Origin of the sequence: Moorena sp. SIOASIH (assembly GCF_010671925.1) — a bacterium.
Lineage (GTDB): Bacteria > Cyanobacteriota > Cyanobacteriia > Cyanobacteriales > Coleofasciculaceae > Moorena.
Window position 1 is genome coordinate 458,607 of sequence record NZ_JAAHIH010000001.1, and the last position, 12,538, is coordinate 471,144.

Annotated in this window: 14 protein-coding genes; 1 reads left to right on the plus strand and 13 read right to left on the minus strand. The window is 40.4% G+C overall.

All coding sequences use genetic code 11. From position 1 onward, the window contains the following. Positions 1-40 precede the first annotated feature (40 nt). From F6J90_RS02030 to pseC, 12 genes are all read right to left on the minus strand, one after another. Positions 41-1,246 (minus strand): ATP-grasp domain-containing protein, encoded by a 1,206-nt coding sequence (locus F6J90_RS02030; RefSeq protein WP_293090861.1) that lies wholly within the window; start codon positions 1,244-1,246, stop codon positions 41-43. 47 nt (positions 1,247-1,293) lie between these two features. After that, positions 1,294-2,331 (minus strand): N-acetylneuraminate synthase family protein, encoded by a 1,038-nt coding sequence (locus tag F6J90_RS02035; RefSeq protein ID WP_293090862.1) that lies wholly within the window; start codon positions 2,329-2,331, stop codon positions 1,294-1,296. Positions 2,332-2,427: 96 nt separating this feature from the next. Then, positions 2,428-3,234, minus strand: coding sequence for a glycosyltransferase (locus tag F6J90_RS02040; protein ID WP_293090863.1), 807 nt, complete (start codon positions 3,232-3,234; stop codon positions 2,428-2,430). Between the two features lie 16 nt (positions 3,235-3,250). Further along, positions 3,251-3,451, minus strand: a complete 201-nt coding sequence (locus tag F6J90_RS02045) for a hypothetical protein (RefSeq protein WP_293090864.1) — start codon at positions 3,449-3,451, stop codon at positions 3,251-3,253. A 248-nt stretch (positions 3,452-3,699) separates the two neighbouring features. Beyond that, positions 3,700-4,392, minus strand: coding sequence for a WbqC family protein (locus F6J90_RS02050; RefSeq protein WP_293090865.1), 693 nt, complete (start codon positions 4,390-4,392; stop codon positions 3,700-3,702). A gap of 136 nt (positions 4,393-4,528) precedes the next feature. Then, positions 4,529-5,236, minus strand: coding sequence for a class I SAM-dependent methyltransferase (locus tag F6J90_RS02055; RefSeq protein ID WP_293090866.1), 708 nt, complete (start codon positions 5,234-5,236; stop codon positions 4,529-4,531). Further along, positions 5,212-5,814, minus strand: a complete 603-nt coding sequence (locus F6J90_RS02060; RefSeq protein ID WP_293090867.1) for a class I SAM-dependent methyltransferase — start codon at positions 5,812-5,814, stop codon at positions 5,212-5,214. Before F6J90_RS02060 ends, F6J90_RS02055 begins: the two co-directional genes overlap by 25 nt. Before the next feature lie 47 nt (positions 5,815-5,861). Next, complete coding sequence (gene pseG / locus F6J90_RS02065; protein ID WP_293090868.1) at positions 5,862-6,911, minus strand: UDP-2,4-diacetamido-2,4,6-trideoxy-beta-L-altropyranose hydrolase; 1,050 nt, start codon at positions 6,909-6,911, stop codon at positions 5,862-5,864. Between the two features lie 244 nt (positions 6,912-7,155). After that, positions 7,156-7,953 (minus strand): SDR family oxidoreductase, encoded by a 798-nt coding sequence (locus F6J90_RS02070; protein WP_293090869.1) that lies wholly within the window; start codon positions 7,951-7,953, stop codon positions 7,156-7,158. A 6-nt stretch (positions 7,954-7,959) separates the two neighbouring features. Next, a complete protein-coding gene (locus F6J90_RS02075) occupies positions 7,960-8,703 on the minus strand; it encodes an NTP transferase domain-containing protein (RefSeq protein WP_293090870.1) in 744 nt (247 codons plus the stop codon). Then, a complete protein-coding gene (locus F6J90_RS02080) occupies positions 8,704-9,582 on the minus strand; it encodes an aldo/keto reductase (protein ID WP_293090871.1) in 879 nt (292 codons plus the stop codon). Positions 9,583-9,786: 204 nt separating this feature from the next. Continuing rightward, a complete protein-coding gene (gene pseC / locus F6J90_RS02085; protein ID WP_293090872.1) occupies positions 9,787-10,962 on the minus strand; it encodes a UDP-4-amino-4,6-dideoxy-N-acetyl-beta-L-altrosamine transaminase in 1,176 nt (391 codons plus the stop codon). A gap of 140 nt (positions 10,963-11,102) precedes the next feature. Here pseC and F6J90_RS02090 point away from each other — a divergent pair, with 140 nt between their 5' ends. Further along, positions 11,103-11,399 carry a hypothetical protein gene (locus tag F6J90_RS02090; protein ID WP_293090873.1) on the plus strand — a complete coding sequence of 99 codons (297 nt, stop codon included), beginning with the start codon at positions 11,103-11,105 and terminating at the stop codon, positions 11,397-11,399. Here F6J90_RS02090 and pseB read toward each other — a convergent pair. Beyond that, positions 11,396-12,412 carry a UDP-N-acetylglucosamine 4,6-dehydratase (inverting) gene (pseB, locus tag F6J90_RS02095; protein WP_293090874.1) on the minus strand — a complete coding sequence of 339 codons (1,017 nt, stop codon included), beginning with the start codon at positions 12,410-12,412 and terminating at the stop codon, positions 11,396-11,398. The genes F6J90_RS02090 and pseB overlap by 4 nt on opposite strands. Between the last annotated feature and the right edge of the window lie 126 nt (positions 12,413-12,538).

A 12,538-nucleotide genomic window follows, 5' to 3' on the forward strand; every position in this document is an offset into this window, starting at 1 on the left:
GGCTCCTGTTAGCTGTCGTCAGATGAGGCTCAATGGAGGCTTAGCTATATTGAACACTTAATAAACTCATGGCATGTTCGGCAGTATCGATGCTCTCTTTAAGGGTTTTTCCTTTAGCAATAAAAAAGCCATGTCTATCAGCATCAGTTGTAGTTTTGTGAACTTCATCTCCATCTTTCATTCGAAGTCGTAAAACCTCTATATTTGGCAACTGAATAACTTCATTAATGCCTAGAATTTTCTGGATCTTACCAGGCTTAAACACAAAGAATTTTAAGTATGCTGAATGACGATCAGGAATTTGCTTTACTTGATAATAATCAAGATGGATATCGAGACTATCAGCAATAAGTTGATCAGTGATATCAATGCCACTAACAGCTGGAACAATTTTATTCGAGGTATAACATCCCCCTCCTCGGTTAGCAATTTCGATGAGATAAGCATCTCCATTAGATGTTAGCATATATTCGGCGTGGGTCATGCCAAAGGAATATCCCAACTTACGAACAACATCATTATTGTTTTCTAAAGCATAGTTATAGAGCTCCTCTGGCAACTCACCAGGATATCGAATATCAACAGCAACTTGACGATTGCCCCCAACCATGCCTTTGGTCGCTAATCCTAACGACCGATGACCGCTGATGGGGAAACAATAACCATCAACTGTGATATGAGTTCCGTGAATAAACTGTTCCGCCAAAATAAGGCGAGAGTGAGAATTGATCAAGGCATCGTAGTAAGCCTCTGCCAAATTTTCAATACAGTCAACACGGTTTACTCCAAAACTGCCCCGATTATCAACAGGTTTCAAGATGATTGGAAATCCAATATCAGCAATGAACTGCTGCACATCCTTTAAGCAGGTGCAGCACCGAAACTTGGGCTGTAATACACCCAGTTCCAGGGCTTTCTGCCGCTGAATAAGTTTGTTGGTGGCAATTTGAGCAACTTCAAGATTGGCTCCTGGTAAGCTTAAAACCTCTGCAATCATTGCAGTAGCAAAGTAGGAATAATCACACTGATCAGAGATAACTCCATCTGGTTGTATCTGTTTGGCAAATGAAAGAATTTTTTCTACATCACGCAAGTCAATTATTTCGACATGACAAATATCTAAGTCATGGTTATAGGAATCATCATAGTGAATGCCAATGACTTGATGTCCTTGAGTGATTAATTTTTCAATGAGAGGCTCTTGCTCCCACCCTAGATTGATGATGAGTACTTTCTTACCTGTCATAGTGTACAATCAATCCAATACATTGTTGGGCATTGTTCGCGCATGGCTCAGTCATGAATAGTAAGCATCGACCACCGAATTAAGCTATCAGGTTCAATATTAACTTTAGCTTGAGCCTGCATCAATAGTGATTCATGATCAATAGAAATACCCACCTGACTAGATCTCAAAAAACGCACATTCTTTTGTGTCAGGGGGCTACCCGCTGCAATCGGTATTTTGGTGATCGCTTTTAGCTCAACATTTTTGCGGTAGGTGAGCTCTTCGGGCAAAAGACTAAGCCGGGTACCCGTACCAAGTCCTACCTCAATGTCTCGAATCGACTGCACCATGGTTTTGAACTCTGGAAAGGTAACCGCAAACCGATGATCAGGACCTTCTGAATTGCGGTCTAGTGTAACGTGTTTTTCTAGGACACAAGCACCAAGAGCAATGGCCGCCAAGGGCATGTGAATCCCCAAGGTATGATCAGAATAGCCCGTAGGCAAATCGGTCATGGCTGCCAGGGTTTGAATGAATCGTAAATTAGCATCTGTGGGTAACGTTGGATACTTAGAAACGCAGTGCAACAAAACAATCGAGCGATTGCTGAGGTCTTCGCACAAGCGCGCCACCCGTGCCATATCGCCATACTCACAGTAGCCAATGGATATAATTAGAGCCTTACCTGTTTTTGCCGCTTTAGCCACGACTGCTAAATTGCCCTGGGCTTGTGGTGAGGCAATCTTATAGGCTGGGACACCCACAGCTTCAAGTAAGTCGATGGCTCTTGGGTAAGTGGGGGAAGATAAAAAATCAACGCCTAAGGTTTTGGCATGGTCAGCAAGTTTGGGATACCAAGATTCATCAAGTTCAATTTGCCGAAACCATTCCCGAAACTCAGAGGATTCGAGTTTTTCAAGATACAAATCATCAAACTGAATGGATTGAAACTTAACGGCATCTGCCCCTGCTTCTGCGGCTAAGGACATCATATCGAGGGCTTGCTGAAGGTTTTGGTTATGGTTAGTACCAATCTCGGCAATGATATAAGTTGGATGCCCGATACCAATGGGGTGATCACCAATGTAAAACGGTTCAATCATGAAATTTGAAAATCATTTTAATTAGAAATGGCTCTGGAAATTTTTTTTTCAGAGGTCGGGGGTTTCATCATCAAAAACCACGAGTTTTTTCATGACTTAGTTTTGGATTAACGACTGAATCACTTGAGCAATCCGGCTTGCTCCTTTACCATCGATTAGGTTACTACTAGCCTTACCCAATACCGCCCGCTGATTGGGATTTACCAATAACTGTTGCAGCACTTGGTATAACTGATCTAACCAATTGGGTTGACTGGCCCAACCGATGTTTACTATACACCCTCGATGTTCCAAAGCGGTTAGATTGGGAATTTGGTCTGCACCTACGCACAAGGCAATGGTAGGAGTGGCACAGCGAGCTAGTTCATAGAGGGTTTGGCCGCCTGCACTAATTGCCAAATCTGCCTTCACCATGAGCGATCGCATATCCTTAGGACTGTGGTGGATTCGGAGGTTAGCCGCCAAGGGACTATCATCGACAGTACCAAAATGCCCAACTACAAAATTGATTGTAACATCAACTAGCAATGAAGTGGCATGGTGATCCAAAACCTTAATTAATGGGTCAAAGATCCCCAGTAAATCTGACCCGCCAATGCTGACAAAAAGCGATCGCACTGGGGTGTCATAGTCAGGGGGCACATGGTGCCAAAACTCAGGACGTACCACCTGGTAGGCCACATCTAACAATAGGCGTGTATCTGGTCGCACGTCGTAGGTGAGGCTAGGACCAGCAGGCGAGCCGTTGATTACCACATCCACAGGTAAAGCACGGTTAGCTTGATCCTCAAAGCAAATGATTAGTAAACCTTGATTTTGGAGCAATCCCAATGCCGCTCCATCAAAGCGATAGCTATCAATCACTAATGCAGATGCTCCTATTGATTGGGCAGCGTCTAACACTCCTAACAGAGTAGCCTTACAGACCTGTATCTACCTCTTGCCTCCGGTTGGAGAGAAAATCCTTTAGCCCTGAGGCTGGGTCAATCAAGAACATCACTACTGTAAATCCCAAGGATTTGCAGGCTTCAGCCAAGCCAATCCCCCGTGTGGCATGACCCAACCCAATCGTGGTGCCGCCATCAACATGGATGGCGAGTTTAGCAGATGTTTGTCTCATGGTTTTACATCCCTCGATCAACCACTAAGTAAGCAACCAAATCAACCTCCTTACTGATGATGTTTTTTTACTATGATTTCCAAAATTACTTCTTACAGACTGATTGTGGTTGCCGGACATTTTGGCAACGATAAAAGGGGAATGAGATCACCCTGTCTATCTATTGCTGATATTGAATTCAATTTCAATCATGCTTTGAATCATGCTCTGACTATTAAAAAAAAAGTTATCAGCAAACTAATTCATAACTAACATACATAATGGCAAGCATTTTGCCATCCCAGATTAGCTACAACATCAAAAATTGACAAATGACTTATAAAGCTTGAATTACCTTGTTGGGGATAAGGTTGAGTAGTAAAGTTTTGAAATAAAAGAGTTACATTTGAATTATTAAATACTGCATCTTCTTCTAAGTATCCAGATGCACCTAATGGGCTAAGATACTCATCACAACCTAAATTTTCACATAGTGCTAGAAGATACTTTGATCTTTTTCCATAAACACTTATATCACTTGCTTTTACAAAGTCAGGACAAAGATTAAGTTGGCGAGATAAATCGAGGATTAATTTAATATTCAACTCAGATAAATATCTAATCGATAAATCTTTAATTGTGTCAAACACTACGCTGAAAGCTTCATCCTTGAAAGGATGTTTGGCGTAGGCATGACTGAGTGTTTTAATGTGTTTATCTCGCCACTTTTGGCTATCATCAATTTTGATAGTGTTCAATGTTTGAGTTTGTTGGCTATGGACGGGTACTGTTATGAAGCGTGGATCTCCATCACCAACGAGAATACGATTTCTGCTGTGCCAATATCTCCTCACATATTGAACGTCGTCTAGAAAAACAAATATATCCACTTGACTGATTAAGTTAAAATACCCAGCCCATGGCAAGTAAGTGGGCTGCATAATCGCACATCGTTTAGACATTGAAATCTACCTGATTGATCGAAGTATGTGAGAACGAGTAGCGGAGAGATTTATGCAAAAAAGGCAGAGAGACATGAGAGGCTAGAGTTGCTTACTGAACAACAGCTATCTATTCATTACACAATCTAACCAATTGTTAGTTCGCAGCATTTATACTAAGCTTTTCTGGGCAAAATGGATTTTTGTATACATAGATTGTAAATTCAAAGGGCACAATATTTTGTTTTACCAAATAATCATGCCTGAGAGTAACACAGGGAGAGAGTTCTTCTTTGCAAAATTTAAATACTTTCTCCGGTTCAATATAAAACAGCTCGGGTTCAAAATAGTCTACATAAGTGGAAAGTGCATTAAAGGCTATTCCCTTACGAGTATGCTTAAACAAACACTTTAACAGGGACTTCATGAGCTCCCAATTATTACTAGTTCGATTATTAAACACACCGCTTATTAAAATAAAATCAAAGTTTTCAGGTATACCATCCGCCAGTATATCTCGCTGTTGAAATCTGATTCCTGGAAACTTATTTTGAGCTGTGGCAATTATCTCCCCCGAAAGATCGTAGCCGACATATTCACCTGTAAACTCTAGTTTAGCTTTTAAAAAGGTTAATAGGTGTCCAGTACCACAGCCAAAATCAAGAACTTTCATTGAGGATAAATTGTCGATCTGAGTTAAAATATCCAGGCGAAGTTCTTGCGTTTTTTTGTCCATCCATTGAGATGCTTGGGGTGTATCTCCATGCTCCTTCAATAAGCTTGAGTAATGTTGATCAAGGAAGGCAATGTCTTCTTGGAAAGAATGAGAATATGACATAATTATTTCTCTACCGTAATCAGCCAATCGTTTTCTTCTATTGTTCTATTTTGATAAGTGGTAATATAGCGATCTATATAAACTTTTGAAAATGTATTGCCAAACATTTCCTCAACCTCGCTTTGAGAATAGCCATGTAGTCCAAGAGGATTCTCTCCCTTGATCCGAAAGTCTCTGTCACTAGCAAAGAGAAAGAAACCACATCCTCCTTTTTTCAGGATTTCTGAAACTCTTGGGATAGAATTTTTTGCTACAGCATATCCCGCACTGTCATAGACACCTATACAAATGACGCAATCAAATGTACTTGGAGCAAAGTTTAAGAGGTCAGCAGCTTCAACATAAATATCTGCTTTTAATCCTAAGGTACTTAATTTTTCCTTTGTATTAGCAACACCTATCTCTGATATATCAGTGCCTGTAACTTGAAAACCTTCCCTCGCGAGAAAAATGCAATGCACACCACTGCCACATCCCAGATCCAAAACCTTAGTCTCAGACCTTATTTCTGGATAAAATCGACGAAAACAAAACTGAATTACTTTTTCGTGTGGGTATTTCGGCCCTCCAGATTCATTCCAGATGTTCCAAATTTCAGCAGTCATTTTTTTTTCCTCCACAAGTTACTTATGACATTTAACACTACTTTAGGCTATTGATTGACATTGATTATCCTGTAAACTACTCTACTTGACCCTTTACCATCTATTAAACTGTGTCCATTTTCAATCAGGGTTCCTCTTAAATTACTTGTCACTATTAACTGTTTAAGTGATTCTGCTATTTGGACTCTAGAAACATCTTCATGCCAACCCAAATCTATACATACTTGTATGCTGTGTAGATTTTTAACACTCATTTTTTGACTATCCATCAAGGTAATAACAAGATTTGGCGTTCCCATAAAAGCCATTTCCCAAGTAGTGCTACCTCCCCCACTAATGCCCACATCAGCCCAAGCCATCAACTCAGGCATATTCCTCACATTATACTTGAGCGTAATTGCTGCCCCCGAATCATGCACTGCTGCCTGTAATTGCTCATAATGGGGATTACTCCCCCCAACCACTACCACTGCTTCGAGTCCTTCAACCTTTACCTGCTGTAATGCCTGAATCACCTTCAGGGTCACGTTATCGGGGTCTGCTCCCCCCAAGGTAACCAGCACCTTCCGTGCCACTGTCGGGATCTGCCTTTGCCAGCCTTGCCAAGGCCAGAATTCCTTCCTCAGGAGTGTATATTGGGTACCTAGTAGCAGCTGGGTGTAGGATTCCCGTTTAGGATACAGTCCCTGATGGGCATACACATTTTGATTCAACACTAGGTCCGCCCAGTAGTGTTCTGCATGGCCATAGTCATCAATAAAAAGTAACTTTAGCCCTGCATCTTGGATTATTCGTTGATAGTCAGCCCCGAAGTTATAACCATCTACTACTACCCATTCAGCATCAAAGTTTTGAGCTATGTTTACTGTTTCTGTGGCATCTTCAGTACTTCCTTCAACTACTGATATGTGAATAACGTTTATTCCCTCTGATTGCAGACGCTTCTCTATTGCTGGTACTGATGTAGCCATGACAAATACCGCCTGTCCTTCATAGTCTTGCCAAGCTTGGGCTAGAGCCAGACAGCGCATTAGATGACCAGTGCCGATTTTAGTACTAGCATCAGCACGGAATAGTAAATTTTGGCTCTTTAGCATACTACTTAAAATTGCTCTCCTAGACTGATTATAGTAAATGATTAGGGCTCTCCTAGAGTGGCTATGATAAATTCTGATCAAATAAGCGCTATAGTGTTTAACCAGTAATGATTTGAGTGATTTAAAAATGCAATTTTAATGAAAATGTATTTTTAGTTTACTCAAAACATTACTTAGTAAGGGCTATGGCGATTATTTTATAAAAATTTATCATAACCACCCTAGGAGAGCCCTTAAAATGTAATCACCAAGCCGTCCAACCACCATCTACAACAAGATTATGACCTGTAATATAGCTAGACCGATCTGACAGAAGAAAAATAACAGGTTCAGCAACTTCTTCGGGAGAACCAATTCGACCTAGTGGGATTCTTTTTTCTAGTTCTTCAATAAAGTCTCTACCTTGTTGTATTTGTTCATTGGGAAAAGCTCCAGGGGAGACAGTATTTACACGAATATTATCAGGAGCTAAATGACACGCAGCATAACGACTGAACTGAATAATTCCTGCTTTAGCTGCTCCATAAGTAGGCGGATTATGAAATTCTAAATGATTAGTATAAGTTTTAGGATCGGGTGATACTATTCCATACATTGATGAAATATTTACGATAGAACCTTTTGATTTAGAATTAACCATAACTTTTGCCACCATGTCAGTGGCAATAATTACCGATTCAAGACAACTTTTTAGGGTATAAGCAATCTTATCTGGCTCTAAATTTAATAAAAGTGACTGTGAAGGAGCAGCAGCATTGTTGACCCAACCATCTACTCTACCCCAATTTTCCAACATCCAGTTGAGTGTATTAGTTAAACTTTCAGGAGAGGTTACATCAGTCACTTGAAATGCAACTTGATCCACCATACCCCGATGTTCAGCTAAATCTTTTACTGCTTTAAGTTTAGATTTTGTTCGTCCACAGATCATAATCTTAGCCCCCTCTTCAGCTAGTCGAAGAGCCATTGTACGACCTAAGTGACCACCACCTCCTGTTACCCCAATACAAAGCCCATTAAGTAGTCCAAGATTACTTTTCATTTTATTTCAACCTTCTTCAAGTCTTTTTTGTCTAACATGTCTATTGATCTCTGTAACTTCGGGATGACTATCAAGTATGTTGACCATTTTTTCATAGCTGATAGTTGACCATTTTTCACCGAATAAATCAAATGCTTTTCTAGCCATTTGATAATCTTCATGGGTATCAATTGTCCATCGCCACTGAGATCTATTTTTGCAATGTGGAGAAACTTCTAATGTAGCTAAATCTGTATTTTGTTTTACCCAACTTGTGACATGAGATCGATGATAAAATTCTTGATTAGGTATTTCAGTTTCAGCTTTCAATAAGCATTCAGATCTGACAATTTCTGGTACATATCCCAAAGGAAAAGTTTTGTTTTCACCACTGTAAATGTATCCAACCGATCTTGGTGCAACTCTTGCTATATCAATCAGCCTATTTATAATTTCTGCATCAACAAATGGATTATCCGCTGTTAAGCGCACAACCCAATCAGGTTGTTCTTTTCGGATAATTGTTGTGAAGCGTGAAAGTACGTCTTCGATATGACCCCGATACACTTCTAATCCCAAACTATGTCCCCAATAGTCTGTCAAGTTATCTTCTATAGTGGAACTTGTTGCTAACCATAATGAATTTACTTGTGCATCTTGAATGCGCTTATGAATTATCTTAAGAACAGGAAATCCGACTAGGGGAGCTAAAATTTTTCCGGGCAATCTTGCCGAGTTCATTCGAGCTTGCAGAATAGCAGAAATTTTCATTTAAATTTTCCAAATAGAAGGATTAATTAGATTAATGTCATCAGAATATAAATCCTCAGGGCTTACACTTAGACTATTTTTTAATACAGTACAAATTTCTTGTAAGTGTGATACGCTATCAACCCCTACTACAATACGATCAATTTCAGAATTGGAAAGCACAGAACCTAAACAAGCCTGTAATGGTGTTAAATTATTCTCAGCTAACCATTCTTCCCATTGCTCCCAAAGTTGCTGCCAAGGATTAAAGTAGCCAGGTCGTGCGGAAGTATTCATTAGCAGTAATCCTTGTAAAAAAACCGACCGAACGTGAACTTCAATCCCAATTTCTTTCAGACGAGATAACCACCCAGATTTTTCTAACCGACGATCTAAGACATTGAAGGGAGATTGAATTAAATCAAATTGAAATCGAGAGAAGAGTTCTTCTAGTTCATTAGGATCATAAATAGATATACCGATCTTACAAACTAAATTATTTTCTTTAAGCCAGTTCAGGGCAATGTAAAGCATATCCCCTTCAGGATTTAATAACTGTTGAGGGCAATGCAGTAACAAACCATATAGCTGGGAAATTTTAAGGCGTTCTAGGGAAGCATAAACGCCTTGTTTCACCCAGTTTAGTATGTCATTAGTTCCGGATGGAATCTTAGGAAGTTTAGAGATGACTTGCCAAGACTCCACACCAATATTACCAAGACGCTGCTCACTATCACCGTAAGCGATCGCTGTATCTAGTGTATTGACACCCTCTGACCAAGCATACTTTAAAATTTCGGTTGCCGTCTCTATACTCACTTGTCCTCGTGAGTTGGCTACACCGTAAGGAATACCAAATTGAACTGTCCCCAATGCCAAGCGATTCATATCTAATTCCATTAAATAGACATCTCCAAACAATAAAAAAATGATGCTGGCTTAAAATTTCTATCAAATACAGATAAACAAATTATTTTTATATTATTTGCATAATCATCCTAATTTTTAAATTGTAGTGATTAATTTAGATGTGCCATACTTGACAATGTTTTTTATGATTGGATTAATATTTTTAGTAAATCAGTAAAAATGAGATGAATCCTATTAAAATTGCTGTAATATTTTGCTCAAAGAAGTAACAATCCTGTCTTGCTCTTGTTCAGTTAATCCATAATGTAAGGGAATACTGATTGCTTCTCGGTAATACTTCTCTGCTTCAGGACAATCACCCCAACCAAAACCTAATTCTTGATAATAAGGCTGGGTATGCACCGGAATATAATGTAAATTAACACCAATTCCTAAACTGCGAAGTTCCTCAAATACCTGACGATGAGTCTTATTAATCTTATCTATCTTCAGCCGAATCACATATAAATGCCAACTTGAATTTGTATCAGGATGTTGCCAAGGCAAAATTAAAGGCAAGTCTGACAACAACTGATTGTATCGCTCAGCTAAAAACCTGCGCCGCTCAACAAACTCGTCTAAGCGCTGCATTTGACTAACACCCAACGCTGCTTGGATATCTGTAATGCGATAATTAAACCCTAACTCTAACTGCTGATAATACCAAGGATCATCAGATTCCCCTTTCATCAACTCTGGCTTGCGGGTAATACCATGAGTACGTAGTCGGATTAGTTTTTCGTATAAATCTGCCTGATTCGTTAGCACCATACCCCCCTCACCAGTGGTGATAATCTTCACGGGATGAAAGCTAAACACTGTTAAATCAGAAAACTGACCTAAGCCAACCGGCTGTCCTTGATATCGTCCACCAATAGCGTGGGAAGCATCTTCAAGCACCCTAAAACCGTACTTTTGAGCTAAAGCGGCAATCGATTTCATCTCACAGGACTGACCAGCAAAATGAACTGGAATTACTAATTTTGGCAAACAGCCTTGTTGCTCTGCCCAAATTAATTTGCGCTCTAACTCCTCTACACTAAGGTTATAAGTCCTAGGATTAATATCAACAAAATCAACCCTTGCCCTGCAATATCGTCCACAATTAGCAGATGCCACAAACGTATTGGGGGAGGTCCACAGTGTATCCCCTTTGCCCAATCCAGCAGCTAAACAAGCAATGTGCAAAGCCGCCGTAGCACTAGACACAGCGACAGCATAGGTTGCCCCGCAATAATCCGCCACACACTGCTCAAATTTAGCGATCGCTGGTCCCTGAGTCAGCCAATCGGATTGCAAAACCTCAACTACAGCATCAATATCCTGTTGACTAATAGTTTGACGACCGTAGGGAATATATTGCTTTTTCATTTGAGATGTCAATATAGGATTGATGGGAACAGGGAGTAGGGAGTAGGGAGTAGGGAGTAGGGAGCAGGGAGCAGGGAGCAGTATAAAAACGACGTTGGTTAATAATGGAATTATTTTAAGAGTTTTGTGGAACGGGCATCTTGGCTGTTCCTGGCGGTGCGACCCGTGGAGAATTTAATTCGCCAACGGAAAGCGCAGCGGATATTTTCGGGCGGGCAGGATGCTTACCCCACTCTTATTCATTCCACCCCTCAGTAATGCCTTATGTTAAGCTGACGGCTGATAAGTACCTCGACAAAAATAAACCTCACTGTATTAACTTGTGTAAACTTGGCAAAAGTCCCTCTACTCCCTGCTCCCTACTCCCTGCTCCCTGCTCCCTATTTCAACAGTTAATTTTACTTTTGTCCGACTACTTAGCTGAATGCTTACCTTAAACCCTAAAACTTGAGTCTACATGTTCCACAATCAACTGCCGAATTTCGTCAATACTTAAAAACCGATCATTACTACCAGAGTTGTAGCTAAATCCGGGCTCGACTCGGGTGGCTCCAGTCCTCTCACAATACTCTTCAATAGTATACTTTGCCTTAGTAGGCAAAATAGCATAGTAAGAACCAAGGTCAACAGTAGTAAAGGAATCAGAGGTGGTAATCATTTCCTCATGAATTTTCTCCCCTGGTCGAATTCCCACCACAGGATGATCGCACTCAGGGCCAATGGCTTTAGCTAAATCTGTAATGTTATAGGAAGGAATACGGGGTACAAAAATTTCTCCTCCCTGGCCATGTTCCATTGCCCAGAGTACCATTTTTACCCCTTCTGCCAAAGAGATATTGAAGCGAGTCATGCGAGGATCGGTGATGGGCAATACACCGTCATGACGCTTATTCATAAAAAAGGGAATCACCGATCCCCTAGACCCCATCACATTACCATAGCGCACAACGCTAAAAGACAAATTCCTTGTACCCCTAATATTGTTAGCTGCAATAAATAGCTTATCGGAGCAAAGCTTGGTTGCCCCATAAAGATTGATGGGAGCAGCAGCTTTATCCGTTGAGAGGGCAATAACCCGTTTAACTCCAGTATCCAAGGCAGCTTGGATCACATTTTCTGCACCCAACACATTGGTACGAATACATTCCATTGGATTATATTCTGCTGTAGGTACTTGCTTAAGAGCAGCAGCATGAACAATACTATCTACTCCCTCGCAAGCACGGGCTAGACGTTGTCCATCTCGCACATCACCAATAAAATATCGCAGTCCCGAATATTGATTGGGTGAAAACTTTTGAGCCATTTCAAACTGTTTTAGCTCATCACGGGAGTAAATGACTAAACGCTTGATGTTGGGAAAGCGTTGCAAGATAGTTTCTACAAATTTTTTACCAAAGGAACCAGTTCCACCTGTAAGTAAAATGGAACTATGTTGACTAATTAACATAAAAAAAATGTGTATTACTGTATAGTAATCTAAAACGTCAGCTGTCAGCTGACAGCTGAATGCTTACAAATGCTATATAGCGTTTCTAGGACTCATGAGGTACACAAAATTGTTTGACGTTGATTC